Origin of the sequence: Nevskia sp. (assembly GCF_023266035.1) — a bacterium.
Classification (GTDB): Bacteria; Pseudomonadota; Gammaproteobacteria; order Nevskiales; family Nevskiaceae; genus Nevskia.
The window spans coordinates 16,630-41,462 of the sequence record NZ_JAHFRY010000022.1; the positions used below are offsets into that span (position 1 = coordinate 16,630).

The 24,833-nt window shown below is 61.6% G+C and carries 25 protein-coding genes; 19 read left to right on the top strand and 6 right to left on the bottom strand.

Translation table 11 applies throughout. The annotated features are described in order from the left end of the window. Nucleotides 1-16: 16 nt before the first annotated feature. From Q0D45_RS04995 to Q0D45_RS05010, 4 genes are read right to left on the bottom strand one after another with little or no spacing between them, the layout of a single operon-like run. Complete coding sequence (locus Q0D45_RS04995) at nucleotides 17-1,162, bottom strand: enoyl-CoA hydratase/isomerase family protein (RefSeq protein ID WP_293389318.1); 1,146 nt, start codon at nucleotides 1,160-1,162, stop codon at nucleotides 17-19. Further along, the gene (locus Q0D45_RS05000; protein ID WP_293389320.1) at nucleotides 1,155-1,952 is read right to left on the bottom strand and encodes an enoyl-CoA hydratase; all 798 of its coding nucleotides are present in this window, start codon (nucleotides 1,950-1,952) and stop codon (nucleotides 1,155-1,157) included. Before Q0D45_RS05000 ends, Q0D45_RS04995 begins: the two co-directional genes overlap by 8 nt. After that, nucleotides 1,949-3,109, bottom strand: coding sequence for an acyl-CoA dehydrogenase family protein (locus tag Q0D45_RS05005; protein ID WP_293389322.1), 1,161 nt, complete (start codon nucleotides 3,107-3,109; stop codon nucleotides 1,949-1,951). Before Q0D45_RS05005 ends, Q0D45_RS05000 begins: the two co-directional genes overlap by 4 nt. Nucleotides 3,110-3,134: 25 nt before the next feature. Beyond that, nucleotides 3,135-4,661: a CoA-acylating methylmalonate-semialdehyde dehydrogenase gene (locus Q0D45_RS05010; protein ID WP_293389324.1), complete on the bottom strand. Its 1,527-nt coding sequence runs from the start codon at nucleotides 4,659-4,661 to the stop codon at nucleotides 3,135-3,137. A gap of 153 nt (nucleotides 4,662-4,814) precedes the next feature. Here Q0D45_RS05010 and Q0D45_RS05015 point away from each other — a divergent pair, with 153 nt between their 5' ends. Then, nucleotides 4,815-6,182 carry a short-chain fatty acyl-CoA regulator family protein gene (locus Q0D45_RS05015; protein ID WP_293389326.1) on the top strand — a complete coding sequence of 456 codons (1,368 nt, stop codon included), beginning with the start codon at nucleotides 4,815-4,817 and terminating at the stop codon, nucleotides 6,180-6,182. A 128-nt stretch (nucleotides 6,183-6,310) separates the two neighbouring features. On the opposite strand, the gene Q0D45_RS05020 is transcribed toward Q0D45_RS05015, so the two are convergent. After that, nucleotides 6,311-7,543, bottom strand: coding sequence for an acyl-CoA dehydrogenase family protein (locus tag Q0D45_RS05020; protein WP_293389328.1), 1,233 nt, complete (start codon nucleotides 7,541-7,543; stop codon nucleotides 6,311-6,313). 263 nt (nucleotides 7,544-7,806) lie between these two features. Here Q0D45_RS05020 and Q0D45_RS05025 point away from each other — a divergent pair, with 263 nt between their 5' ends. The 18 genes from Q0D45_RS05025 to Q0D45_RS05110 all read left to right on the top strand — a co-directional run bounded on the left by Q0D45_RS05025 (nucleotide 7,807) and on the right by Q0D45_RS05110 (nucleotide 24,606). Next, entirely contained in the window at nucleotides 7,807-9,660 is a 1,854-nt protein-coding gene (locus Q0D45_RS05025; RefSeq protein ID WP_293389330.1) for a 1-acyl-sn-glycerol-3-phosphate acyltransferase, read from the top strand. Beyond that, on the top strand, nucleotides 9,657-11,156 hold the full coding sequence (locus Q0D45_RS05030) for an HAD-IB family hydrolase (RefSeq protein ID WP_293389332.1): 1,500 nt from the start codon (nucleotides 9,657-9,659) through the stop codon (nucleotides 11,154-11,156). The genes Q0D45_RS05025 and Q0D45_RS05030 overlap by 4 nt, the downstream gene beginning before the upstream one ends. Beyond that, entirely contained in the window at nucleotides 11,153-12,580 is a 1,428-nt protein-coding gene (locus Q0D45_RS05035; RefSeq protein ID WP_293389335.1) for a wax ester/triacylglycerol synthase domain-containing protein, read from the top strand. The genes Q0D45_RS05030 and Q0D45_RS05035 overlap by 4 nt, the downstream gene beginning before the upstream one ends. Nucleotides 12,581-12,615: 35 nt before the next feature. Next, a complete protein-coding gene (locus tag Q0D45_RS05040; RefSeq protein WP_293389338.1) occupies nucleotides 12,616-14,172 on the top strand; it encodes a long-chain-fatty-acid--CoA ligase in 1,557 nt (518 codons plus the stop codon). 1,564 nt (nucleotides 14,173-15,736) lie between these two features. Further along, nucleotides 15,737-16,153 carry a hypothetical protein gene (locus tag Q0D45_RS05045; RefSeq protein ID WP_293389342.1) on the top strand — a complete coding sequence of 139 codons (417 nt, stop codon included), beginning with the start codon at nucleotides 15,737-15,739 and terminating at the stop codon, nucleotides 16,151-16,153. Nucleotides 16,154-16,258: 105 nt separating this feature from the next. Beyond that, on the top strand, nucleotides 16,259-16,576 hold the full coding sequence (locus Q0D45_RS05050) for a hypothetical protein (RefSeq protein ID WP_293389344.1): 318 nt from the start codon (nucleotides 16,259-16,261) through the stop codon (nucleotides 16,574-16,576). Between the two features lie 462 nt (nucleotides 16,577-17,038). After that, entirely contained in the window at nucleotides 17,039-17,611 is a 573-nt protein-coding gene (locus Q0D45_RS05055; RefSeq protein WP_293389347.1) for a hypothetical protein, read from the top strand. A gap of 57 nt (nucleotides 17,612-17,668) precedes the next feature. After that, nucleotides 17,669-18,067 carry a hypothetical protein gene (locus tag Q0D45_RS05060; RefSeq protein ID WP_293389350.1) on the top strand — a complete coding sequence of 133 codons (399 nt, stop codon included), beginning with the start codon at nucleotides 17,669-17,671 and terminating at the stop codon, nucleotides 18,065-18,067. Nucleotides 18,068-18,525: 458 nt separating this feature from the next. Continuing rightward, nucleotides 18,526-18,930, top strand: a complete 405-nt coding sequence (locus tag Q0D45_RS05065; RefSeq protein ID WP_293389353.1) for a hypothetical protein — start codon at nucleotides 18,526-18,528, stop codon at nucleotides 18,928-18,930. A gap of 34 nt (nucleotides 18,931-18,964) precedes the next feature. Then, complete coding sequence (locus tag Q0D45_RS05070) at nucleotides 18,965-19,282, top strand: hypothetical protein (RefSeq protein WP_293389344.1); 318 nt, start codon at nucleotides 18,965-18,967, stop codon at nucleotides 19,280-19,282. Between the two features lie 462 nt (nucleotides 19,283-19,744). Further along, complete coding sequence (locus tag Q0D45_RS05075) at nucleotides 19,745-20,317, top strand: hypothetical protein (RefSeq protein ID WP_293389347.1); 573 nt, start codon at nucleotides 19,745-19,747, stop codon at nucleotides 20,315-20,317. Between the two features lie 57 nt (nucleotides 20,318-20,374). Further along, nucleotides 20,375-20,773: a hypothetical protein gene (locus Q0D45_RS05080; protein WP_293389350.1), complete on the top strand. Its 399-nt coding sequence runs from the start codon at nucleotides 20,375-20,377 to the stop codon at nucleotides 20,771-20,773. 458 nt (nucleotides 20,774-21,231) lie between these two features. After that, nucleotides 21,232-21,636: a hypothetical protein gene (locus Q0D45_RS05085; protein WP_293389353.1), complete on the top strand. Its 405-nt coding sequence runs from the start codon at nucleotides 21,232-21,234 to the stop codon at nucleotides 21,634-21,636. A gap of 17 nt (nucleotides 21,637-21,653) precedes the next feature. Beyond that, a complete protein-coding gene (locus tag Q0D45_RS05090; RefSeq protein WP_293389355.1) occupies nucleotides 21,654-21,941 on the top strand; it encodes a hypothetical protein in 288 nt (95 codons plus the stop codon). A gap of 82 nt (nucleotides 21,942-22,023) precedes the next feature. Next, complete coding sequence (locus Q0D45_RS05095) at nucleotides 22,024-22,344, top strand: hypothetical protein (RefSeq protein ID WP_293389357.1); 321 nt, start codon at nucleotides 22,024-22,026, stop codon at nucleotides 22,342-22,344. Between the two features lie 461 nt (nucleotides 22,345-22,805). After that, on the top strand, nucleotides 22,806-23,462 hold the full coding sequence (locus Q0D45_RS05100; RefSeq protein WP_366946355.1) for a hypothetical protein: 657 nt from the start codon (nucleotides 22,806-22,808) through the stop codon (nucleotides 23,460-23,462). 175 nt (nucleotides 23,463-23,637) lie between these two features. Continuing rightward, on the top strand, nucleotides 23,638-23,943 hold the full coding sequence (locus Q0D45_RS05105; protein ID WP_293389362.1) for a hypothetical protein: 306 nt from the start codon (nucleotides 23,638-23,640) through the stop codon (nucleotides 23,941-23,943). Nucleotides 23,944-24,369: 426 nt separating this feature from the next. Continuing rightward, the gene (locus tag Q0D45_RS05110) at nucleotides 24,370-24,606 is read left to right on the top strand and encodes a hypothetical protein (RefSeq protein ID WP_293389364.1); all 237 of its coding nucleotides are present in this window, start codon (nucleotides 24,370-24,372) and stop codon (nucleotides 24,604-24,606) included. Between the two features lie 2 nt (nucleotides 24,607-24,608). On the opposite strand, the gene Q0D45_RS05115 is transcribed toward Q0D45_RS05110, so the two are convergent. Beyond that, on the bottom strand, nucleotides 24,609-24,833 hold a 225-nt coding region (locus Q0D45_RS05115; RefSeq protein ID WP_293389366.1), incomplete at its 5' end, for a hypothetical protein.

The window sequence follows — 24,833 nt, forward strand, 5'->3', positions numbered from 1 at the left end:
AGAGGGGAGCCCAGCGTTAAAGCTCGGCGAGCGGATGCACGTCTTCCGGCCAGTGCGGTGCAATGAAATGCCCGTCGACATGAGCCTGCGTCACCGCCGCCCAGCGCGGTGCGTTGTCCTTGTCGACCAGCAGTGCCCGCACGCCTTCGGCGAAATCAGGCTGCGCGCAGCAGTGCAGCGCGACGATCAGTTCGAGGCGGAATACTTCGGCCAGCGACAACTCGGCACCACGCTGGAACAAAGCCCAGATCAGCGCGGCAGTCGTCGGCGAGCCGGCCTTCAATGCGGCTGCAGCACGACGCAACCAGCTGTCTTCACCGGCATAGCCGGTGATGGCGTCGACCACGGCGGCCAGCGAATCGCCTGCGCACAGGCTGGCGATCAAGGCCGCGTGTTCTTCCAGCTTCGAGGCCGGCAAGGCATCGACGGCCTGGGCCGAGTAGCCTTCGAGCTGGGCGCCGAGCAGGCTGCGATCCAGCGCTGCATCACCCGTCCATTCAGCCGACGACAGTGCCGCGAAGATCGCATCGCGATCGGCAGCCCGCACGAAGTGATCGGCGAGCTTGGCGCGCAGCAGATCGTGGCCGTTCAGCGAGGCGCCGGTCAGGGCCACGAACAGGCCGCTGCGGTCCGGCATCCGCGGCAGGAACCAGCTGCCGCCAACATCCGGGAACAGGCCGATGGTGATTTCCGGCATCGCCACCCGCGAGGTTTCGGTGACCACGCGATGGCTGGCACCCGCGAACAGGCCGAGGCCGCCGCCCATGACGATGCCACTGCCCCAGACCAGGAACGGCTTCGGGTAGTGGTGGATGAAATGGTCGAGCCGGTATTCCTCGGCGAAGAACGGCAGGGTGTCCGGATTCGGCAGGCTGGCCGGATGACGGCGCATCGCGTCGTACAGGCTGCGCACATCACCGCCGGCGCAGAAGGCTTTCTCGCCGGCGCCATGCAGCACCATGCAGGCGATGGCCGGATCATTGGCCCAAGTGCGCAACTGCGCATCGAGCAGGCGGATCATCGGCAGGCTGAGCGCGTTCAGCGATTTCTCGCTGTTCAGGGTCGCGTAGCCGATCTTCCTGCCGTTGGCCGCGGCGGCTTCGCGGAACAGCACGGGCGCTGCCAATGAGCTTGATTGGGGCAGGTTTGCGGAATCAGCCATTGCACCACTCCGCCTTGCGCTTTTCGAGGAAGGCATTGACGCCTTCCTTCTGATCGAGGGTGTCGAACAGATCGACGAAGGCTTCGCGCTCCACCGGCAGCACCTGCTTCAGCGGCACGCCACGGGTGCTCTGGATCAGGGTCTTGCAGATCGCGACACTGGTCGGGCTTTGCTTCGCGGCCGCTTCCGCGAGCTTCAGCGCAGCTTCCAGCGCGGAGCCGGTTGGGACCACTTGTTCGACAAGGCCGATGTCCTTCGCAGTAGCCGCGTCGATGCGCTCGCCACACAGGATCATCCGCTTCGCCCAGCCTTCACCGACCAGGGCCGCGAGGTTCTGGGTGCCGCCGGCGCAGGGCAGCAGGCCGACCGTTGCTTCCGGCAGCGCCAGTTGCGCCTGGGTTTCGGCGATGCGGATATCGCAGGCCAGTGCGCATTCCAGACCGCCGCCCATCGCGAAGCCATTGATCGCGGCGATGCTGACGCCCCGGAAGGCGCTGAGCGTTTCGAAGGCTTCGCCGAAGCGGCGGGCCATGTCACGGGCGCGGGCCTTGTCGCCATCGGCGAACAGCTTGAGATCGGCGCCCGCCGAGAAGAACTTGGCGCCGTCGCCGGTGATCACCAGCGCGTAGATCTCGCGATCGGCGTTCAGATCGAGCACCAAAGCTTTGAGCGCTGCGAGGCTGTCGGCGGTCCAGGTATGAGCCGGTGGATTGTTCAGCGTGACGATGGCGGTGTGGCCACGCTTTTCGAGTTTCAGATTGGTGTAGCTCGTGTCGCTGGGGCTGCTCATCGCAATATCTCCGGTGCGCCTTCGCGCAAGATGGCGCGGGCCACGATGACCCGCATGATGTCGTTGGTGCCTTCGAGAATCTGGTGCACGCGGCTGTCGCGCACGTGCCGTTCCAGCGGGTATTCGCGGCTGTAGCCGTAGCCGCCGTGCAGTTGCAGCGCCTGGTTGGCGACTTCGAAACCAATGTCGGTGGCATGGCGCTTGGCCATCGCGCAGTAGGTGCTGGCGTCCGGGCTGCCGCTGTCGAGCATCCAGGCCGCAAGCCTCACCATCTGCCGCGCCGACACCAGGTCGATCAGCATGTCGGCAAGCCGGAACTGCAAGCCTTGGAATTGGGAGAGCGTCTGCCCGAACTGCTTGCGGGTGTTCAGATGGGCCTGCGCCCGATCGAGCGCCGACTGCGCGGTGCCGACCGAACAGGTGGCGATGTTGATGCGACCGCCATCCAGCGCCTTCATCGCGATCTGGAAACCTTCGCCTTCGGCACCCAGGCGATTGCCTTCCGGCACCTCGACGTTGTCGAAGCTGATCGCCCGCGTCGGCTGGCTGTTCCAGCCCATCTTGTGTTCCTTCTTGCCGTAGCGGATACCCGGCGCATCGGCCGGCACGGCGAAGGTCGAGATGCCCTTGGCGCCAGCGCAGCCGGTGCGAGCGAAGACCACCAGCAGATTGGTCGCGCCAGCGCCGGAGATGAACACCTTGCTGCCGTTCAGCACGTACTTGTCGCCGCGCTTTTCGGCCCGGGTTTTCAGCGACGCGGCATCGGAGCCGGCATCGGGCTCGGTCAGGCAGTAGCTGCCCAGCGCTTCACCACGCGCCAGCCTTGGCACCCATTCGTCACGGATGCCGGGCTGCGCCCAGCGCGCGACCATCCAGCAGACCATGTTGTGGATGGTGATGTAGGCCGCGGTGCTGGTGCAGCCGGCGGCGAGTTCTTCGAGGATGATCGAAGCATCGAGCCGGCTCAGGCCCAGGCCGCCGAGCGCTTCCGGCGTGTAGATGCCGCAGAAGCCAAGTTCGCCGGCCTTGGCGATGGTCTCCAGCGGAAACTCGCATTCGGCATCCCAGCGCGCCGCATGCGGCGCCAGTTCGCCGCGCGCAAAGCTGCGCGCGGCGTCCTGATAGGCCAGCTGGTCCTCGCTGAGCGCGAAGTTCATGGTCGCGGCCGCCGGGGTCGGCGGCTTAGCGAAGGCTGATGGTGGTATTGACGCCGACATGGAGGGTCTCATCGTCGAACCAGCGCTGGGTCACGGTCTTGGTCTGCGTGTAGAACAAGATCACCTGCTTGCCGTAGGGGCCAAGGTCACCGAGCTTCGAGGCACGCGAGCCGGTGAACGAGAACAGCGGCACCGGCACCGGGATCGGCACGTTGATGCCGACCTGGCCGACATCGATGTCTTCCTGGAAACGGCGAGCAGCGGCACCGGACTGGGTGAACAGCGCCGTGCCATTGCCGTTCGGATTGCTGTTGACCAGTTCGATGGCCTCGTCGAGCGAAGCGGCTTCGAGGATCACCAGCACCGGCCCGAAGATCTCCTCGTCGTAGATCGACATGCCCGGCGCAACACCGGAGAAGATCGTCGGGCCGACGAAGTTGCCCTGCTCGTAGCCCGGCACCAGCGGCTTGCGGCCGTCCAGTTCGAGCTTGGCGCCCTCGGCGATGCCGCGTTCGATCAGGCTGCTGATGCGTTCGACGGCAGCGCAGGAAATCACCGGGCCGACATCGGTGCCGGCTTCGGCACCCGCGTTCAGCTTCAAGGTCTTCGAGCGGCTGACGAGATCGGCGATCCAGTCCTTGGAATCACCGACGAAGACCACCGTCGACGCCGCCATGCAGCGCTGGCCGGCAGCACCGAAGGCGGCGCCGACGAGGTTGTTCAGCGTCTGTTCCTTGTTCGCGTCCGGCAGCACCACGGCGTGATTCTTCGCGCCCATCATGCATTGCGCGCGCTTGCCGGCCAGGGTTGCGCGGCGATAGACGTGGGTGCCGACCTTGGTCGAACCGACGAAGGAAACGGCGCGGATATCCGGGTGATCGCAGATGCCGTTGACCACCGCTTCGCCGCCGTGGACGACGTTCAGCACGCCCTTCGGAATGCCGGCTTCCAGCGCCAGTTCGACCAGACGCATGGTTACCAGCGGGTCCTGCTCGGAGGGCTTGAGGATGAAGGTGTTGCCGGTGGCGATCGCCATCGGAAACATCCACAGCGGAATCATTGCCGGGAAGTTGAACGGCGTGATGCCGGCGCAGACGCCGAGCGGCTGATTCAGGGTGAAAGTGTCGACGCCGGTGGCGACGTTGTTGGCCAGCTCGCCCATCTGCAGCATGCCGATGTTGGCCGCGTGTTCCACCACTTCGAGGCCGCGGAAGATGTCGCCCTCGGCATCCGGCAGGGTCTTGCCCTGTTCGGCGGTCAGCAGCGCGGCGAGCTCTTTCATGTTCTCGCGGATCAGCTGCTGGTACTTCAGGAAGATGCGGGCGCGGACACCGATCGGCGTCTTGCGCCAGGTCTTGAACGCCTGCTTGCCGGATTCGACGGCGGCGTCGAGTTCCTGTGGCGTGGCGAACGGCACCCGGGCCAGCACGGCCTGCGTCGCCGGATTGATGACATCGCGCCACTGGGTGGTACGCGATTCGACGAACTCGCCGCCGATCAGCAACTTCACGGTGGGGACGGCCAGCAGGGTGGAACGGTCAGCAACGGTCATCGAAGGTCCTCGGGATGGATTGCAGTGCACGCCCTGTTCAAGCGCGGCGATGTTTTGCATTATTCGCATCCAGCAGCCCGTGAACAGCACTGAAAAGGCGAATTGATGTGAAGAAAGCCAGCCCGATTTGCAAATTTTGCGAAGAATCCTGAGATGGCCAAGGCCTACATGGGCGTGCGCCTGCAGCGTCTGCGCGAGGAGCGCGGCATCAGCCAGGTGGCGCTGGCCAAGGCGCTGGGCATCTCGCCGAGTTATCTCAATCAGATCGAGCACAACCAGCGGCCGCTGACGGTGGCGATCCTGCTGCGCATCAACGCCGAGTTCGGCGTCGACGTGCAGCTGTTCTCGGACGACAAGGAAGCCGGCCTGATCGCCGACGTGCGCGACGTGCTCGCAGACGCAGGCGCCGAAACGGTGTCGATGGCCGAGCTGCGTTCGCTGGCGTCGAACATGCCGGCAGTGGCGCGGGCGATCGTCGAGCTGCACCGGCGCAATCGTGGTCTGAACGAGCGTGCTGACAGCTTCGCGGCCCGCTTGGGAGACGGTCACAAGCTGGCCTCGTTCGCGCTGCCCGGCACTCACGACGAGGTGCGCGACTACTTCAACCAGCGCCACAACCACGTCGCCGAACTCGACGTCGCGGCCGAAGCGATCTTCGCCGACAGCCAGCTTGCGATCGGCGACGTCGCCACTCGTCTCGCGCAGCGCCTGAACGCGCGGTATGGCGTGCGCCTGCAGATCGCCAGCACTGACGACAGCGAGTTGCCGAAGCGCCGCTACGACGCCGAGACCCGAACCCTGCGCCTGCCGGATCACCTGCGCCCTGGCCAGCAGGCATTCCAGATGGCGGTGCAGTTGGCGCAGCTGGAGATCGGCGATCTGCTCGACTCGCTGATCACCCATGCCAAGTTCACCAGCGACGAATCACGGCGCCTTGCGCGCATCGGTCTGGCCAACTACTTCGCCGGTGCGCTGGTGATGCCGTACGCGGCCTTCCTGCAATCGGCCGAGGAACTGGCTTACGACATCGAGCGGCTGTCGAATCGTTTCGGCGTCGGCTTCGAAGCGGTCTGCCATCGCCTGTCGACCCTGCAGCGGCCGGGCATGCCGGGACTGCCGTTCTTCTTCGTCAGAGTCGACCGCGCCGGCAATGTCTCGAAGCGGCATTCGGCGGCGGACTTCCACTTTTCGCGGATCGGCGGCACCTGTCCGCTGTGGATCGTCTACGAAGCCTTCAGCCAGCCGGAACGAGTGCTGACCCAGACCGCGGTGATGCCGGACGGCCGCCACTACCTGTGGATCGCCCGCCAGGTGGTCAGCGGCCCGGTCGGCTACGGTCGGCCGCAGAAAACCTTCGCGATTGGCCTGGGCTGCGATCTGCGCCATGCGCATCGCTTGATCTATTCACGCGGCTTGGACCTGTCCGATCCGGCCGCCGCCACGCCGATCGGCACCGGCTGCAAGGTCTGCGAACGGCAGCGCTGCCCGCAGCGGGCGGCGCCGTCGTTGCTCGATCACTGAAAAGCCAAAAGCAATCTCACGCAAAGACGCGAAGACGCGGAGAAAAGCAAAGCAAAAGCTTTTATCTAGAAAAGCTTTTGCCGTTCCCTGCGTCTTTGCGTCTTTGCGTGAGGCCAGCTTCAGCTTTCTCAGCCCGTGTACTCGCGCCCGAAGATATGCCGCGCAATCACCCAGCTCTGGATCTCGTTGGCGCCTTCGTAGATCTCGCCGATCTTGGCGTCGCGGTAGATCGATTCCAGCGGGAAGTTCTTGCCCGGGCCGGACAAGGTCTTGACGAAGCCATAGGCGCCGCAGACCTGGATCGCGTCGCGCGCCATGTCGCAGGCGAGGCGAGAGCCCACCAATTTGGCCATCGCCGCTTCGATGTCGGCGCCGCCTTCCTTGTCGAAACGAATGGCAGCCTTCTGGTACAGGCTGCGCGCCATCTCGATCTGGGTCGCGTGTTCGGCGAACTTGTACTGCCAGTGCTGCATGCGGGCCAGCTCCTGGCCGAACACCTTGCGCTGGGTCATGTAGTGGCTGGAGAAATCGAAGGCCGCCTGACCCATCGCGACCCCGACCGCGCCGATGCCCATGCGACCGAGCACCAGGGCCGAGATCGCCGTGCGCAGGCCGCTGCCTTCCTTCCGGCCGACCAGATGATCGTCCGCCACGAACACGTCCTTGAAGGTGATGTCGGCGGTCAGCTGCACGTGGTTGCCCATCTTCAGATCGGGGGCCGACACGGTGACGCCGGGCTGGTGCATGTCGGCCAGCAGCATGGTCAAGGTCTCGCCGGTCTTGCACAGCACCAGGATCAGATCGCCGACCGGCGAGTTGGTGATCCAGCGTTTGATGCCGTTGACGAGATAGCCGCCATCGACCTTCGTCGCGGTGGTTTCCATCGATTTCACCGACAGATCGGTGCTGGCATTCGGCTCGCTGGTCGCGAAGCAGCCGACGAACTCGCCCTTGATCAGCTTCGGCAGGTAGTGGTTGCGGATGTGCGCCGGCGCGCGCTCCAGGGTCTTGCCGACCAGGATCGCCTGGCCGTCGTAGAGCGCCGAGGCCAGCGACGGCGAGTAGTAGGCCAGCTCTTCGAGCACGGTCAGGGTCGCCAGGGTCGGGTATTCCAGGCCGCGGCCGCCGACGTCCTTCGCATACGGAATCTCGTAGATGCCGGCCTTGGCCATCGCGTCGAACTCGGCGCGGGCGAAGTTCTCCTTGGCTTCCGGTGTGGTGTTCAGGCGATGGGCGACCGGCGCCAGCACTTCATCGCAGAACGCCCGCACTTCCTTGCGGATCGCCTTGGTTTCCTCGGGCAGGAAGATGTCGCTGTACAGGGAATCGGCTTTGCGGGGCGGGCGGGCGGTGGCAGTCATGGGGAGGTTCAAGCCAGGGGGCGGGAAATTGAGCAAGGGATGGTGGGGCAGGGCGCACCAGCCCGTCCCCCACTTTGGTTCGGAAGCTGAGGCAGGCGCTTCGACACGACAGAACTTTGGTCGGGTCCATGCCGCGCTTGTCGGACTAGACTGGGAGCCTACAAAAACGCGCGCCGGTCTGGAGCGAGCGCGCCCTAGCCCAGAGAGCTACCCATGTCCATGCCTATGCCTATGGCCATCGGCTCCGTTGCCGGAGCCTGTCCATGAACCTGCTGCGCGAACTGATAGCCAGCACGCCGCTGGCCCCCTTGCTCGAAGCGCGACGCCTGGCGCGCCAGCCGCGCTTCCGAGCCGAGATCGAAGCGCTGGCGGCGAAGCTCGACCGGCCGGTCGAGGCCGTGGCCCACGACGCCGAAGCCCGGCTGCGCGAGATGGTCACCGTCAAGGCCGAGGGCTGGACCTGGCTCTGGGATCACGCGATGGGGCCGGCGCATACGCGGGCGTTCACCGTCGACGCCGACAGCGCCGCCGTCGCCCGGCTCAAGGAGCTGAACCAGAAGCACGCGCTGGTGTTCCTGCCTTCGCATCGCTCGTACGCCGATGTCTTCGTCACCTCGAAGGTCATGCGCGAACACGGCGCCCGCCGCACCCGCGTGCTCGGCGGTGACAACCTGGCCTTCTTCCCGCTGGGGCCGATCGCCCGCCACTCCGGCGGCGTGTTCATCCGCCGCTCGTTCGGCGACGACAGCATCTACAAGGCCATGCTGCGCGAGTACCTGACGCACCTGGTCGCCAACGGCGAAAACCTGGAGTGGTACATGGAAGGCGGGCGCAGCCGCACCGGCAAGCTGCGACCGCCGAAGTACGGCCTGCTGAGCTACCTCGTCCATGCCATCCGCAGCGGCGCGGCGAAGGACGTGATCCTGGTGCCGACCTCGATCTGCTACGACCAGCTGCACGAAGTGCGGGCGATGATGGATCAGGAATCCAGCGGCGTGAAACCGAAGGAAGGCCTGCCCTGGCTGATCGATTACGCACGGATGCAGGGCACCTGGATCGGCCACGTCCACCTGCGCTTCGGCACGCCGATGTCGCTGGCCGAACGGATCGCCGAAACCGGCGATGACCGCGAACGGGCGCCCCAGCAAGCCAAGTTCCTGGTCGAAAAGACTGCCTTCGAAGTGTTCAAGCGGATCAACCTCGCGACCCCGGTGACCACCCAGGCGCTGGCGACCCTGGCGCTGCTGACCTCCGGCGATCGCGCCCTGACCCTGGACGAAGTGCATCGCCGCACCGTGCCACTGCTCGACTACCTGCGTGCCCGCAGCGTGCCGGTGTCGCAAGTCGAAGCGCTGCGCCATCACGAGGGCGTGCTCGATACCCTGGCGTCGCTGGTCGATACGTCCGTCGTCGAACGCTTCCGCGCCGGGGCCGAGCCGGTGTACCGGATCGCGCCCGGCCAGCACGCGGTCGCGGCCTATTACCGTAATAGTGCCCTGCACTGGTTCATCAACCGCGCGATCCTCGAACTGGCGATGTGGAAGGCCGCGCGCAGCGGCGCCGATGATCTGGTCAAGGCCGGCAAGCAGGAAACCCTGGCGCTGCGCGACCTGCTGAAGTTCGAATTCATCTTCAGCGACCGCGCCGGCTTCCGCGACGAGCTGCTCACCGAGTCCGACCTGTTCGACCCCGAATGGCGCCAGCGTCTGGCGACTGCCGAGCAGCGCCTGGCGATGATCGCCGAAGCGCCGTTCCTGATCGCCCCGACCGTGCTGCCGACCTTCCTCGAAGCCCATTTCGTGGTGGCCGACCGCCTGACCGCGCTGGCACCGGCCGTGGCCATCCGCAACGCAGAGTTCATCGACAGCTGCATGGCGGTCGGCCGCCAGTACCTGCTGCAGCGGCGCATCGTCCATCCCGAATGCCTGTCGCGCGAGCTGTTCGCCAATGCGCTGAAGCTGGCTGCCAACCGCGGCCTGGTCGCGCCCGGCGATGCCGAGCTGAGCTTGCGCCGCAGCGCATTCGCGCAGGAATGCGAAGGCCATGTGCGGGCCGTCAACGCGCTCGGCGAGCTGCGCCAGCGTCCTGTCTCCCTGCCTGTCGGAGTACTGTCATGAACCCTTCCGTAGCGGCGCGCCTGGCGCAGATCGCTGCCGGCCCCGGCGGTCCTGAAATCGGCGCCTTCTTCGATTTCGACGGTACCCTGATCGACGGCTTTTCGGCTCTGTATCTGGTCAAGGAGCGCTGGAAGCGGAAGCAGATCGGCCTGCGCGAAGCTTCCGAACTGCTGACCTTCGGGCTGATGACGCACCCGGGCGACAGCGATTTCGTCGAGCTGATCGAGAACGCCGTCGGCCGCTGGAAGGGCATGGCCGAGGCCGATATCGCGGCGCTGTGGGAAAAGATCTTCATCCGCGACATTGCCCAGACCGTGTTCCCGGAAAGCTGGCGGCTGGTGCAGGCGCACCGGCGTGCCGGCCACACGGTGGTGGTCGCGTCATCGGCGACGCGCTGGCAGATTCTGCCGGCCGCACGCGAGTTCGGCATCGAGCATGTGCTGGCGACGCCGGTCGAGATCCGCGACGCCCTGCTCACCGGCCGGCTCGCCGGGCATCCGCTTTGGAATGCGGGCAAGGCGCGCGCGGTGCAGGCCTTCGCCAAGGCGCAGGGCGTGGCGCTGGACCAGAGCTATGGCTACGCGAACGGCGATGAGGACATCGCCTTCCTGTCGGCACTCGGCCTGCCGATGGCGATCAACCCCAAGCCTTTGCTGGCGGCGACCGCAGCGAGTGCCGACTGGCCGGTCGCCTGCCTGGCGCAGCGCCGCAAGCTGACGCTCGAACACCGGCTGCGCACCACAGCGAGCTATGCGGCGATGGCCGGAACCTTTGTCGGTGGCCTTGCCGCCAACGCGCTCGGCCTGCCCAGGGGCCAGTCGCGCAATCTGGTGACTTCGGTGGCGCCGGAACTGGCGCTGGCCGCAGCCGGCATCGAGCTGCGCATCCAGGGGGAGGAAAACCTGTGGACGACGCGGCCGGCGGTGTTCCTGTTCAACCACCAGAGCCCGCTCGATCTGGTGATCGGCGTGCAGCTGATGCGCCGCGATGCGACCGGCGTGGTCAAGGCCGAGATGGGGCAGATGCTCGGCTGGGGCCAGTTCGCGCGCTTCATGGACCTGGCCCTGGTCGACCGCGCTGATCCCGACAAGGCGAAAGCGGCGCTGGCCCCGGCGGTCGAAAAACTGAAAGCGGGCCTGTCGCTGGGCATCTGCCCGGAAGGGACGCGCAGCTATTCGCCGCGGCTGGGCAGGTTCAAGAAAGGCGCCTTCCATCTGGCCTTGCAGGCCCAAGTGCCGATCGTGCCGGTGGTGATGCGCAATGTCGGCGACGTGATGCACCGCGACTCGGCCTGGATGCGTCCCGGAGTCGTCGAGATCTGTGTGCTGCCAGCGGTCGACACCACCGACTGGACGCGCGAAACCCTGGACCAGCACGTCGACGAAGTCCGCCAGCAGTTCGTCGATACCCTGGCCGACTGGCCGGGCGAGGCCAAGCCCAAACCGCAGCCTGCCGTCCGCAAGCGCCGCAAGACCACCCCTGGAGCAAACGCATGAGCACCTCGTCCAGACTCGATTGGGGCGTCGCCCCCGCGCTCGATGCCTTCGAAGCGCTGATGTGGCGCATGGATGTCTATCCCCACCTGCGCTCGGCGGTGGTCGGCATCGAACTGCTCGACCGCGTGCCGGATCGCGAGCGGGTGATCGCTGCCCATCGCTGGGGCGCGCAAGCGGTGCCGCGCCTGCGCGATCGTCTGGTCGACGTGCCGCTGGCCACGCCCGAGTGGGTCGAGGACACCGGCTTCGATCTGGCCTCTCATCTGGAATTCGTCCGCCTGCCGGCACCGGGCAGCGAGCGGCAGCTGCTCGACCACGCGGCCGCGTTCGCGATGGCACCGTTCGATCGCAAGCGGCCACCCTGGCAGGCGCAGGTCATCGAAGGTCTCGAAGGCGGCCGCGCTGCCTACATCCTGAAGCTGCACCACGCGCTCAGCGACGGCATCGGCATCGTCCAGCTGATGTCGTTCATGCACAGCCGCAGCCCGGAGCCGGGTAGTCGTCGGGCAAGCGCAGCGACGGTCGCGGCAGCGCCGGGGGGCGAGCCATCGCCGGTCGACATCTGGCGTCGCCGCCTGCGCCGCGAACTCGATGCCGCGCCTGGCCGCGCCCGTGCGCTGCTGAGCAAGGCCTCGCGCGCGCTGGCGTCGTCCGATGACGGCGAGACCCGGCTGTCCCGCGCTGCCCGCTATCTGGCCTCGGCACGGCGGGCGCTGGCGCCGTACATGGCACCGCCGTCGCCGCTGCTCAAGGATCGCTCGCACCAGTGGCGTTTCGAGGTGCTGGACCTGCCGCTGACTCCGTTCAAGGCCGCCGCCAAGGCCTGCAAGGCGACGCTCAATGATGCTTTCGTCGCTGGCCTGCTCGGCGGCTTCGCGCGCTATCACACCGAGATGGGGGTCGAGGTCGACGAGATTCCGATCGGCATGCCGATCAATGTCCGCAGCGAGCACGCGGCTGGCGGGGGCAATCATTTCGCACCGGGCCAGCTTGCGGGCAGGCTCGCGGGCGCCACGCCGATCGAACGGATGCGCCACATCGGCGAACAGGTCGCGCGGCTGCGCGAGGAGCCGGCACTGGCCGCGCCGCTGGCGTTGATGCCGCTGCTGGTGCGCTTGCCGCAGGGCCTGGTCGCGCAAGCGATGGGGCCGAAGATGGCGGCCAACGACCTGCAGATCAGCAATGTGCCGGGCATCCGCGACGCCGTGTATCTGGCCGGCGCACGGGTTACCCGCCTGTATCCGTTCGCGCCGCTGCCCGGCGTGGCCGGCATGATCGCGCTGGTCTCGCACGGCGAGCACTGCTGCATCGGCCTGAACCTGGATGCCCGCGCGATCGCCGAGCCCGATCGGCTGATGCGTGCGCTGCGCGTCAGCTTCGATGAAGTGCTGGCCCTCGCGCCGGCCGCAGCAACCCATTCCTGATTTACCCATAACCAGACATTCCAAGGAGGAGCGACATGCAATTCACCCAGGGACTGCATCGGGCCGTGCAGCAGCAGCCGGAGGCCATCGCCACCGTCTGCAAGGACCGCCGCCGTACCTTCCGCGAACTGCGTGATCGCGTCGCCAAGCTGGCTGGCGGCCTACGCAGCCTTGGCATCGAGCGCGGCACGCGGGTCTGCATCCTGTCGCTGAACTCGGATCGCTACCTCGAAAGCTATCTGGCGCTGGCTTGGCTGGGTGCGGTGGTCAACCCGGCGAACTTCCGCTGGAGCGCGCCGGAGGTGATCTATTCGCTGAATGATTCCGACAGCATCGCGCTGATCGTCGACGACCAGTTCGCGCCGATGATCGACGCGATCCGTACCGGCACGCCGGGCCTGCGGGAAGTCATCTTCTCAGGGGATGGCGCCATGCCGGCCGGTTGCCACGGCTTCGAAGCGCTGCTCACTGGCAGCGAGCCGGTGACCGATGCCGATGTCGGCGGCAACGAACTGTTCGGCGTGTTCTACACCGGCGGCACGACGGGGAAACCCAAGGGCGTGATGCTGTCGCATCTCAACGTCTGCAGCTCGGCGCTGAACCTGCTCGCCGAAGGCGCGCTGCCGGAAGGGGCGATCGGCCTGCATGCTGCGCCGATGTTCCATCTCGCCGACATGATGCTGATCACCTGCCTGCTGCTCCGCGGCGGCCGCCACGTGATGCTGCCGGTATTCCGCCCAGATCTCGTGCTCGATGTACTGGAGGCCGAGAAGATCAGTGACTTGCTGCTGGTGCCAGCGATGCTGCAGGCAGTCGTCGATTTCCCCGGCACCAAGGGCCGCGATTTGAGCTGCGTGAAGCGGATCATGTACGGCGCCTCACCGGCATCCGAAGCCTTGCTCGATCGCACCCAGGCCGCGCTCCCCGGCGCCAGCCTGATGCAGGTCTACGGCATGACCGAAATGAGCGCCGTGATGACCGCGCTGCCGCCGTCCGAACATGCCATCGCCACCCGCACCGGCAACCGCCTGCGCTCCGGCGGCCGCGCCAGCTATCACGTGCAGGTGCGCATCGTCGATGAACAGGACGGCGAACTGCCAAGAGGCCAGGTCGGCGAAATCATCGCCCGCGGTCCGAACGTGATGATCGGCTATCTCAACAAGCCGGAAGCCAGCGCCGAAGCGCTCAAGAACGGCTGGATGCACACCGGCGACATGGGCTACATGGACGAAGCCGGTTATGTGTTCATCGTCGATCGCCTGAAGGACATGATCATCTCCGGCGGCGAGAACATCTATTCCGTCGAAGTGGAGAATGCCATCTCCAAACACCCGGCCGTCGCCGCCGTCGCGGTGATCGGCATTCCCTGTACCGAGATGGGCGAGAAGGTGCACGCCACTGTCGTGCTGAAGCCGGGCGTGTCGCTGACGCAGGAGGCGTTGTATGCGCACTGCAAGACGCTGATTGCGGGCTACAAGTGTCCGCGTAGTCTGGAAGTGCGGGAAGCCTTGCCGGTTTCCGGGGCGGGGAAGGTATTGAAGACGGAGTTGCGTAAGCCGTTCTGGGACGGGCAGAGTCGGGGTGTTGGTTGATTCGTTGCTTGCCTTATCGCCGATCGAATGCGAGGGTTTAGTTCAAGGTTTTACTAGGGGACTGTCGCCGGTACCGTTTGCGAGCGAACTCAGTCTTTGTCGCTTCGGGATGCGTCGATCTTTCAGGGGGTTGCGATGCCTGCGAAACGTTTCAACGGCAATGGCTCTGGATTAGGGGACTACGCGCGTAGTCCCCTAATTCGGGGCAAGTCCCCTATTTGGCGTTGGGCCACGATGGAAAGAGTTTGGTTTAGTGGGTTTGTGCAGATGGCGGCTGAGCACTCATCGTTTAGCCAGGCTGTTTGTAAGGTTGGCGCAGGTTCTGGCGTAGTGGCTGTCGGCTTGTGTCGTGGTTGAGGTTCGTTGCGCTTTGAACGTAGCGGCAAGTTGCTGGCTTGGCACATCGCGTGGTCAGTCGCATCACCAGTCAGCACTTTCCTCCGTAGTGAACCGAGCAGGGAACATGCACAGGGTTACCAGCAGTCCGCCATCGTCGCCCAACCAGGCATTCAAGCCGACCGCCGCGAAAAGCCGCGGCGTCGGCTTAATTTAGGCGTTGGGCGTCACTGGGGGTTTGTCTTACTTGGTGAATTCGGCGGCAACTTGAATCAATGATTTCATCGGCAAGGTAGCGAGCTGTTTACAGGTTCCCGGCGGCATTCACGCAGCAACTCAGCAGTCGGTTTTCAGGGCTGTCGTCAGGTTCCGCACAGAAAACGGAGTCGTCATGTCGGCGAAGGTGTCCCACCAATTCAGGGCCAGTGCCGCGGCAAGTGCCGTCTTGCTTGCAGGGAGCGCGCTGCAGGGAGCTTCAGCGTCGCCCAACCAGGCGCTGCAGCCGACCCACGCGAAAAAGCTCGCGCGGTCGGCTGAGCTTGGGCGTTGGGCATTAAGAGAAGCATGAGCAGCTCACTTCTAAAGGCGCTGGCTCAGGAAGCCGCGAAGGAGTGGCCCCTGAGTCGTGAAACCGTATCGCGTTGTTACTACTCTCACCTTTCAAGCCCGCCCAGTGAAAACGCCAGCACATCAGAGCTATGGGTTAACGTCATATGGGAGCGCTCTCAGAGCGTTCCCATAGAGTTATTTCGTGCCGCGCTCAAGAGCAACAAAAAGCTCGGTGAGCTTGGCAAGCATCTTGAGCCGTGAGCGTCATGCCCAACAATAGCTTCCAGCCGACGTATTTGCCTTCGCTTCGCTGCGGCAAATCCGCGGCTGAAGCTAGGCGTTGGGCAACACTGGAAAGCGTTTGGTTTTAGTGGGTTTGTGCAGGTGGCGGCTGAGCACTCATCGTTTAGCCAGGCTGTTTGTAAGGTTGGCGCAGGTTCTGGCGTAGTGGCTGTTGGCCTGTGTCGTGGTTGAGGTTCGTTGCGCTTTGAACGTAGCGGCAAGTTGCTGGCCTGGCACATCGCGTGGTCAGTCGCATCACCAGTCAGCACTTTCCTCCGTAGTGAACCGAGCAGGGAACATGCACAGGGTTACCAGCAGTCCGCCATCGTCGCCCAACCAGGCATTCAAGCCGACCGCCGCGAAAAGCCGCGGCGTCGGCTTAATTTAGGCGTTGGGCATGAAAAGAACCATCGTCACTGACCGCGAGATTCTGCGTTGCATACACGATATGCATCAGGATCAATACCCCGGTCCGGAGCTACCTGGAGGAAAACGCCAAAACGATCCCTACCTTCCAATACCAGTGAGGGAGGTAGCAGCTAAGCTCGGAACATCACCTGAAATGCTCTTTGGCCGGTTGTACTACCACCTCGACGCTAAGTATCGATACAAAGACAGTGGCGGCGCGGAGACGCATCTTTTTTCAATGAAGGTCGGCGATAAAATACACTGTGTTCACTTCCCCTATTTGTCGGCAGTCTTGGCTGAGCACGAGGCCGAACATCGGCAATTCTGGTGGACCTTATGGCTTTCTATCGCGGCGCTAGTACTGTCGGCAGCGTCCATAATTTCTCAGATAGTCACCGCAAAGTAGAGTTCATGCCCAACAAGGCGCTCCAGCCGACGTATTTGCCTCCGCTTCGCTGCGGCAAATCCGCGGCTGAGCTAGGGCGTTGGGCCGCAGGAAGGCAGAAATTCTATGAACGCTCATGAGTTCGTCTCTAGGTGGCGGAAGGAAAAAGATAATCTGCTGGCTTCGTTCATGGAGCCCGGTAGCACATTGCGCGTGGCTGATCGCATTCGAGCCATGAATCTCAGTGAAGAACAGCGCGAGAGGCTTGGCGCGGTTATTGATGGTGTGCTCGTGGACACGTTCTATACGCTGCTCCTCGGGCTCGATGGCTGCGCTCAGATCGGAGGCATTCAAGAGACATACGAAATTCGGGGCGAAGACGGCGAAGTCATATCTTCGTGCGGAGACATAGAAGGAGTCGCAAGTGAATTCTTCCCCGCCTGAGGTGGCGCTGCGGCCCAACAGGTGCATCCAGCCGATGTCTTTGCCGTCGCTTCGCTACGGCAAATCCACGGCTGATGCTTGGCGTTGGACCTAAGAAAAGCGATGAAAGCGAGCGCAATAAATATTACGTTCCAGCCCCGATGGAAAGAGGAGCTTGTCTGTACAACTGCATCGGGCACCTTCACGCTCGAAATGCCAATGGGCGATCCGGCTGTCTACCTCCCCACCAGTTCAAAATGGTTGGAGTTAGCGCCTTCATGGGTCAAACCACACTGGGCATCAGTTCAAGAGCAGCTTGCTGCTTGGTGTGCTACGCAACATCTGGCTTTGCACATCGAAGAGAGCGCGGGTGTCTATGGTCAATAACCGGAATCAAAGGTCGGGTCCAACTAGTGGTTCAACGCGACGGGCCATAAAGCCGGCCCGCGCGTTAACCTGGCGTTAGGCCTCATTGGAGACTATATGGCTGACCGATGCTATCTCTACGCCACAGATCATTTGCCGGGCTCGCGTGAGTGGGAGCAGCAGCGTCAGTTGCAGGGCATCGGAGAGTGGAGCCTCGACATCCCGCTTACTTTCCAGCTGCTGATGAGTGGCGATCCTATCCCAGTCAGGTCATCCATCTGGAACTCTGAAGAAAATATTGCCCTAGCTGGTGAAGCTCGAGCAGGTCTTAAAAGCTTGACTGCATACTTAGCATTGCTGCCCAGAACTGCAGCACCGCTCGTTTCGCAAACCACTGAGTTCTTCTTGCGCCCTGAGAATTGCCGAAGATACTTTGTCCTTGAGTGCGGAGAGATCTTCGATCTACGCGGAAAGAATCTGGCAGCACAGAACAACGAGCTCTTGAAAGCGATTCGCAAGCTGTCATTGGACATCGCCAGCATTCCAGTCCCGGACCCGGATGCTGCAAGAGAGCTGCTGATAACACCGTTTAGTCGCCGAAGCACGGACCCATTGGACAATTTTTACCCGCTCGGTCTTGGCAACTGGTCTAGTATTCTGTACTACCAATTCGGCGAGAATGAGGCCTAACAATTCATTCAAGCCGACGCCGCTTCGCGGCGCGGCTTAATTCAGGCGTTGGGCACCATGAAATTCACACGCTCTGAATTCGCAGACGGTTTTAAGCTTCTCGGCCTTATCGGTCTAATTGTCGGAGTTGCCGTCGTCCCCGGCCAATGGATGTCGGGCGCTGTACATTCTGAGGCTCTGGTCGGTATCGTTGTTTCCGGGTCATGTGTTTTACTTGCTACGCTTCTAGCGCTGAGCGTAAAGCCGGCTTTAGAGGTTACAGCGCAGCTCCTATTTTTCGGTGGCTTGTTCTATCTCGCTTTGGTTCCGTTCATTTCCGCTCAGGTTGGTTGGCATTATTGGCAACGCCTCAGCATTCTTTTGTTGGCATCAGCCGCGTCTGCATTTGTCGGCTGGCACTGGTTGAGGCTCCTGCGTGCTGGTGCCCAACCAGGCGTTCAAGCCGACCGGCCATAAGAAGCCATGGCCGGCGGCTTAACTTAGGCGTTAGGGCTCTCCATGTGGACCTTACTTCAGAAGTGCGCAATTCGGTTGGCGGCATTCGTCATTGCGTGCCTTGGTGCACGCTGGCTTTACGTATTTGCCTTCACTGACTATCGAGCTCATCACCGCGGCATCATGATTCCGTTGGCATTAGTAGCGATCTTGTTTGCCATTACCTTGGTCCGACTTAACATTTGGGCCTTATTGCTTTTGCTCGTTAGTGCCTCAGCAGTAGGCGCTTTCGCCGCATGGCTCCAAGTCTCAAGTGGCCATTTGCATCCAAAGCTTGGAGCATGCGTGGTGGTTTCAGTCACGTACGTCTGGTTGCTGGGGCCTGGGGCGGTCCGAGCCCTAACCAATGGCTCAAGCCGACCGCCGCGAAAAGCAGCGGCGTCGGCTTAGCCTAGGCGTTGGGCGCTAAAGGTAACAGCATGACGCAGCGAAGTTACAAGGCTTTCTTCCTAGCACCACTGGTACCAGGGGTCGTTTGGGCCATCATCATGCTCAATCCTGTCGTACTGTTATTTGCAGTTCCGCTTGGTTACATCGGCATGTTCGCTTTTGGCGTTCCTATGTTCTTGTTCGCTCGTCGCTATTGGCGCGTTTCAGCACTGTCATCGGTACTCGGCGGGGCATTGTCGGGTGCCCTTGTTTACCCACTGTTTGAGTGGTGGTCCAATTCGGGCGGCGGTCTGTCCTCAATGGCGCAAGGTATCTTCTGGTTTGTGCCGTTTGGTGCTATTGCTGGCGGCGCTTTCTGGTGGTTGTACGCGCCCAACCAGGCGCTCAAGCCGACAGCCCCGCCTCCGCTTCGCTCCGGCGGGCCTGCGGCTTAGCTGGTGCGTTGGGCCGCAGGAAGGCAGAAATTCTATGAACGCTCATGAGTTCGTCTCTAGGTGGCGGAAGGAAAAAGATAATCTGCTGGCTTCGTTCATGGAGCCCGGTAGCACATTGCGCGTGGCTGATCGCATTCGAGCCATGAATCTCAGTGAAGAACAGCGCGAGAGGCTTGGCGCGGTTATTGATGGTGTGCTCGTGGACACGTTCTATACGCTGCTCCTCGGGCTCGATGGCTGCGCTCAGATCGGAGGCATTCAAGAGACATACGAAATTCGGGGCGAAGACGGCGAAGTCATATCTTCGTGCGGAGACATAGAAGGAGTCGCAAGTGAATTCTTCCCCGCCTGAGGTGGCGCTGCGGCCCAACAGGTGCATCCAGCCGATGTCTTTGCCGTCGCTTCGCTACGGCAAATCCACGGCTGATGCTTGGCGTTGGACCTAAGAAAAGCGATGAAAGCGAGCGCAATAAATATTACGTTCCAGCCCCGATGGAAAGAGGAGCTTGTCTGTACAACTGCATCGGGCACCTTCACGCTCGAAATGCCAATGGGCGATCCGGCTGTCTACCTCCCCACCAGTTCAAAATGGTTGGAGTTAGCGCCTTCATGGGTCAAACCACACTGGGCATCAGTTCAAGAGCAGCTTGCTGCTTGGTGTGCTACGCAACATCTGGCTTTGCACATCGAAGAGAGCGCGGGTGTCTATGGTCAATAACCGGAATCAAAGGTCGGGTCCAACTAGTGGTTCAACGCGACGGGCCATAAAGCCGGCCCGCGCGTTAACCTGGCGTTAGGCCTCATTGGAGACTATATGGCTGACCGATGCTATCTCTACGCCACAGATCATTTGCCGGGCTCGCGTGAGTGGGAGCAGCAGCGTCAGTTGCAGGGCATCGGAGAGTGGAGCCTCGACATCCCGCTTACTTTCCAGCTGCTGATGAGTGGCGATCCTATCCCAGTCAGGTCATCCATCTGGAACTCTGAAGAAAATATTGCCCTAGCTGGTGAAGCTCGAGCAGGTCTTAAAAGCTTGACTGCATACTTAGCATTGCTGCCCAGAACTGCAGCACCGCTCGTTTCGCAAACCACTGAGTTCTTCTTGCGCCCTGAGAATTGCCGAAGATACTTTGTCCTTGAGTGCGGAGAGATCTTCGATCTACGCGGAAAGAATCTGGCAGCACAGAACAACGAGCTCTTGAAAGCGATTCGCAAGCTGTCATTGGACATCGCCAGCATTCCAGTCCCGGACCCGGATGCTGCAAGAGAGCTGCTGATAACACCGTTTAGTCGCCGAAGCACGGACCCATTGGACAATTTTTACCCGCTCGGTCTTGGCAACTGGTCTAGTATTCTGTACTACCAATTCGGCGAGAATGAGGCCTAACAATTCATTCAAGCCGACGCCGCTTCGCGGCGCGGCTTAATTCAGGCGTTGGGCACCATGAAATTCACACGCTCTGAATTCGCAGACGGTTTTAAGCTTCTCGGCCTTATCGGTCTAATTGTCGGAGTTGCCGTCGTCCCCGGCCAATGGATGTCGGGCGCTGTACATTCTGAGGCTCTGGTCGGTATCGTTGTTTCCGGGTCATGTGTTTTACTTGCTACGCTTCTAGCGCTGAGCGTAAAGCCGGCTTTAGAGGTTACAGCGCAGCTCCTATTTTTCGGTGGCTTGTTCTATCTCGCTTTGGTTCCGTTCATTTCCGCTCAGGTTGGTTGGCATTATTGGCAACGCCTCAGCATTCTTTTGTTGGCATCAGCCGCGTCTGCATTTGTCGGCTGGCACTGGTTGAGGCTCCTGCGTGCTGGTGCCCAACCAGGCGTTCAAGCCGACCGGCCATAAGAAGCCATGGCCGGCGGCTTAACTTAGGCGTTAGGGCTCTCCATGTGGACCTTACTTCAGAAGTGCGCAATTCGGTTGGCGGCATTCGTCATTGCGTGCCTTGGTGCACGCTGGCTTTACGTATTTGCCTTCACTGACTATCGAGCTCATCACCGCGGCATCATGATTCCGTTGGCATTAGTAGCGATCTTGTTTGCCATTACCTTGGTCCGACTTAACATTTGGGCCTTATTGCTTTTGCTCGTTAGTGCCTCAGCAGTAGGCGCTTTCGCCGCATGGCTCCAAGTCTCAAGTGGCCATTTGCATCCAAAGCTTGGAGCATGCGTGGTGGTTTCAGTCACGTACGTCTGGTTGCTGGGGCCTGGGGCGGTCCGAGCCCTAACCAATGGCTCAAGCCGACCGCCGCGAAAAGCAGCGGCGTCGGCTTAGCCTAGGCGTTGGGCGCTAAAGGTAACAGCATGACGCAGCGAAGTTACAAGGCTTTCTTCCTAGCACCACTGGTACCAGGGGTCGTTTGGGCCATCATCATGCTCAATCCTGTCGTACTGTTATTTGCAGTTCCGCTTGGTTACATCGGCATGTTCGCTTTTGGCGTTCCTATGTTCTTGTTCGCTCGTCGCTATTGGCGCGTTTCAGCACTGTCATCGGTACTCGGCGGGGCATTGTCGGGTGCCCTTGTTTACCCACTGTTTGAGTGGTGGTCCAATTCGGGCGGCGGTCTGTCCTCAATGGCGCAAGGTATCTTCTGGTTTGTGCCGTTTGGTGCTATCGCTGGCGGCGCTTTCTGGTGGTTGTACGCGCCCAACCAGGCGCTCAAGCCGACAGCCCCGCCTCCGCTTCGCTCCGGCGGGCCTGCGGCTTAGCTGGTGCGTTGGACCTAATGAAAAGAATCTCCACAGTGGCGCTCGTCTGCATGACCATCTGGTCGCTGCTCGCCGTTATGGGATACCACGTCATAGAGGGTGTCGTTGCGCAGCACGCGGAGGGCTATCCCAACACAGGGCAACTCCGCTTCTACATTGTCTTTCCTTTGGTCGTCGCAGCCTCCGGCGCTATCACTGCAATCTGCTTCTGGTTTGGTCGCTTCAGAGGGCCTGCTCGGCTGGTTCAAGTGCTCTCATTGTTCGCTACTCTGCCGTATCTGTTTCTCTATACGGGCGGCCTATGAGCGCGAATGTCAGCTGCAGTTCGGTCCAACAAGGGGCTCCAGGCGACGGCTTCGCCGCGCCTGAGCCCAGGCGTTAGGCGGCATGGAAACAGTTCGGCTCGTCATGGTGGACGCATTGCCACAGCCAGGTACGCGGGCTTTCGCCGAGTACGGCGGGGCAACCATCAACGTTTACACCACCGAGTTGGCCGAGCAGGCTGCGGTGGCGCTTGCCACGCGCGAGGTCATGGAGGTTGGTTGGCAGCTGCAGGCTATAGACGAGACGTATCTGCTAACTCGTGCTGACCTTGCGGAGGCAACGCCAGAGGGTGTGGCCTACTTTGAGCAAGCACTTCTGGACGGTGTTGTTGTGGTCATACACACCTATCCTGCCACCCCGCAGGAGGGAGACCTTGTCCATTAAGGGTCTGCCGCCTAACAATTCATTCAAGCCGAACCCGCTTCGCGTGTCGGCTTAATTCAGGCGTTGGGCGCCTACTAAAGCATGAAATCTGTGTTTCTTTCCGTCATCTGCATAGTGTTGGCACTGGTTCTATGCTTCCTGTCGTATGCAAAGTGGGGCGCCTTGTGGCACGCGACAACAAAGGAGGCGTCTACCCTGCACGGATTAGAATCAGAGGCAGCATATCCAGCCAAAGGCAACTTGAACGCAGGCGCGCAATTGAAGCAAGGCGAGGAGGTTGCTGTGCTGTGGGACACATACGGCAAAGACTATTGGGCGTGTTTCGTCCGCACGGGGTCGTCGCAGCGCGGCTGGGTTCTTTGCACTTCACTGGAGGCTAGTTCGTGAAGCTAAGCCGGCGCCCAACAATAGCTTCAAGCCGACGTGCTAAAGCACGCGGCTTAAGCTAAGCGTTGGGCATCATGAAACGGTATCGCGCACTCACAGCCTTCCTTATGGCATTCACACTATTCAACAACAGTGCTAGGGCAGCGTCAGAGGACACGTTCTGGCAGTGGTTCACGAAGAACGATGGACGGCTTTTTTCCTTCGAGACAAATCAAGAGGCCATCTTCGACGAACTAAGCCACGAGATGGGCCACGTTAACCGTGACCTCACATTTGAGTTCGGCCCCGTCCTTCCTAGCGGTCAGCGGGAATTTGTAATCAGTGCGGGTGGAATTAAATCGGCCTTCCCATCTGTTGAGGCACTGTATGCGAAAGCGCCAAAGCTAAAGCATTGGGTCTGGGTCAAGTTTCGGCCGCGCAGGGTGCCAATTAATGACGTGGAGTTTGGCGGCAAGAGTATCCCAGCTAAAGATGTCCACTACCTTCTAGCGAAGGACGGAGACAAGGCAGGTATCGTTCTGTTCTTCGATGGCTACAACGAGAAAGAAAAGACGACCTTCGGCCAGATCGGTTATCTATACCTCGATGAAGCACTTGGTGAATACGCCGTAGAAATGCAGGTCGGCTTCATAGAATTCCAGCCGCGTACGTCCAAGTATTTCTCTAAGGCGGCGCCGCTTAGCGAACTGCGAGCCCACTTCGATGAATACCTTTCAAGTCGGGCGCACTGATGCCCAACCATGCGCTTCAGCCGACGTATTTGCCTTCGCTTCGCTGCGGCAAATCCGCGGCTGAGCTACGGCGTTGGGCGCTATGAAGCCAGAGGCAATAGGCTATGTCACACAAGTCCACTGTCGCGGGTGCGGGGAGCGCTTCCCGGTCTTCACCTCCAGCGCAGACACCGATATGACTACCAATGGCTTGGTGTCTTTGACGCGCACCGACAACAAGAACATTGCCATCGTTATGTCGCTGCAAGGTGAATCTTTGCAACTGGTCCAGAACCGAGTCGGGCTTCCGTATCGAGTGTCGGAGGCAACGTACACGCATCACCCTGTCGAGTCGGGCGTGTCTTTCCAAGAGTTCCGTAAGTCATATCAACTGCCTAAAGCGAGCTATGCGTGCATTTTTTGCTCCGGCGTAGCCGACGTCACTGCAACGGAGAGCGTCCCCGAGTTCGAGGCACACGGCAAAATAGAGGTGCTCGCGTGAGCGCGCCCAACCAGGCGCTCCAGGCGACGTATTTGCCTTCGCTTCGCTACGGCAAATCCGCGCCTGAGCTGGGGCGTTGGGCAACACTGGAAAGCGTTTGGTTTTAGTGGGTTTGTGCAAATGGCGGCTGAGCGCTCACCGTTTAGCCAGGCCGTTTGTAAGGTTGGCGCAGGTTCTGGCGTAGTGGCTGTTGGCCTGTGGTGCAGTTGAGGGTCGTTGCAGATTGAACGTAGCGGCAAGTCGCCGGCATCGCACATCGCGCTGGCAGCCGCCTCAGCGGTTTAGCAATGTCATCCGTATCCAGCCGAGCAAGGAGCCTGCACATGGTTACCGGCCGTCAGCCATCGTCGCCCAACCAGGCATTCAAGCCGACCGCCGCGAAAAGCCGCGACGTCGGCTTAATTTAGGCGTTGGGCCTAAAAGAAAATGAAAACTGCCATTGCAAAGCTATGCAGGGCTTTGGTTCTCATGTCCGTCTGCGGCGCGGTCGGCATGCTGTTAAATGCGGCAGGCTTCTTCCTTCTGGCTAAGGCCTTTGCGGGCCCGCATGAACGGGAGTGGTGGCAGGCATATGGCGCAAACAAAGGCATTTATTTCGTAATAGTTACTGGTTTGCTTGGCTTGCTGGTATTTCCGTTGCTGCGGCGGCTTCCAACAGAATGAAATCACAAGGGCAACTCGTTGCCGGCGGCAAGCACAGTTCGGCCCAACAAGGCACTCCACGCGACGGCTTCGCCGCGCGTGAGTTCTGGCGTTGGGCATAAAAGGCATGGCATCACAGAGCACATCATTACAGTGGCTTCGGCGTTCAGCCATCTTTGTGTGTGGGTGGCTATTCGTTGCCGCACTTCTTCTTGTTCAGTTCTGGCCTTCCATACCGCAATCCAAAA

Excerpts from the sequence above, each read along its gene's own strand:
- Q0D45_RS05040 (WP_293389338.1), top strand. The coding sequence starts at position 12,616 with ATGCAATTCACCCAGGGACTGCATCGGGCCGTGCAGCAGCAGCCGGAG.
- Q0D45_RS05090 (WP_293389355.1), top strand. The coding sequence starts at position 21,654 with ATGAAAAGAATCTCCACAGTGGCGCTCGTCTGCATGACCATCTGGTCG.
- Q0D45_RS05025 (WP_293389330.1), top strand. The coding sequence starts at position 7,807 with ATGAACCTGCTGCGCGAACTGATAGCCAGCACGCCGCTGGCCCCCTTG.
- Q0D45_RS05015 (WP_293389326.1), top strand. The coding sequence starts at position 4,815 with ATGGCCAAGGCCTACATGGGCGTGCGCCTGCAGCGTCTGCGCGAGGAG.
- Q0D45_RS05005 (WP_293389322.1), bottom strand. The coding sequence starts at position 3,109 with ATGAACTTCGCGCTCAGCGAGGACCAGCTGGCCTATCAGGACGCCGCG.
- Q0D45_RS05000 (WP_293389320.1), bottom strand. The coding sequence starts at position 1,952 with ATGAGCAGCCCCAGCGACACGAGCTACACCAATCTGAAACTCGAAAAG.
- Q0D45_RS05085 (WP_293389353.1), top strand. The coding sequence starts at position 21,232 with ATGACGCAGCGAAGTTACAAGGCTTTCTTCCTAGCACCACTGGTACCA.
- Q0D45_RS05065 (WP_293389353.1), top strand. The coding sequence starts at position 18,526 with ATGACGCAGCGAAGTTACAAGGCTTTCTTCCTAGCACCACTGGTACCA.
- Q0D45_RS05030 (WP_293389332.1), top strand. The coding sequence starts at position 9,657 with ATGAACCCTTCCGTAGCGGCGCGCCTGGCGCAGATCGCTGCCGGCCCC.
- Q0D45_RS05080 (WP_293389350.1), top strand. The coding sequence starts at position 20,375 with ATGAAATTCACACGCTCTGAATTCGCAGACGGTTTTAAGCTTCTCGGC.
- Q0D45_RS05050 (WP_293389344.1), top strand. The coding sequence starts at position 16,259 with ATGAACGCTCATGAGTTCGTCTCTAGGTGGCGGAAGGAAAAAGATAAT.
- Q0D45_RS05075 (WP_293389347.1), top strand. The coding sequence starts at position 19,745 with ATGGCTGACCGATGCTATCTCTACGCCACAGATCATTTGCCGGGCTCG.
- Q0D45_RS05095 (WP_293389357.1), top strand. The coding sequence starts at position 22,024 with ATGGAAACAGTTCGGCTCGTCATGGTGGACGCATTGCCACAGCCAGGT.
- Q0D45_RS05100 (WP_366946355.1), top strand. The coding sequence starts at position 22,806 with ATGAAACGGTATCGCGCACTCACAGCCTTCCTTATGGCATTCACACTA.
- Q0D45_RS05045 (WP_293389342.1), top strand. The coding sequence starts at position 15,737 with ATGAAAAGAACCATCGTCACTGACCGCGAGATTCTGCGTTGCATACAC.
- Q0D45_RS04995 (WP_293389318.1), bottom strand. The coding sequence starts at position 1,162 with ATGGCTGATTCCGCAAACCTGCCCCAATCAAGCTCATTGGCAGCGCCC.
- Q0D45_RS05060 (WP_293389350.1), top strand. The coding sequence starts at position 17,669 with ATGAAATTCACACGCTCTGAATTCGCAGACGGTTTTAAGCTTCTCGGC.
- Q0D45_RS05105 (WP_293389362.1), top strand. The coding sequence starts at position 23,638 with ATGACTACCAATGGCTTGGTGTCTTTGACGCGCACCGACAACAAGAAC.
- Q0D45_RS05010 (WP_293389324.1), bottom strand. The coding sequence starts at position 4,661 with ATGACCGTTGCTGACCGTTCCACCCTGCTGGCCGTCCCCACCGTGAAG.
- Q0D45_RS05035 (WP_293389335.1), top strand. The coding sequence starts at position 11,153 with ATGAGCACCTCGTCCAGACTCGATTGGGGCGTCGCCCCCGCGCTCGAT.
- Q0D45_RS05110 (WP_293389364.1), top strand. The coding sequence starts at position 24,370 with ATGAAAACTGCCATTGCAAAGCTATGCAGGGCTTTGGTTCTCATGTCC.
- Q0D45_RS05055 (WP_293389347.1), top strand. The coding sequence starts at position 17,039 with ATGGCTGACCGATGCTATCTCTACGCCACAGATCATTTGCCGGGCTCG.
- Q0D45_RS05070 (WP_293389344.1), top strand. The coding sequence starts at position 18,965 with ATGAACGCTCATGAGTTCGTCTCTAGGTGGCGGAAGGAAAAAGATAAT.
- Q0D45_RS05020 (WP_293389328.1), bottom strand. The coding sequence starts at position 7,543 with ATGACTGCCACCGCCCGCCCGCCCCGCAAAGCCGATTCCCTGTACAGC.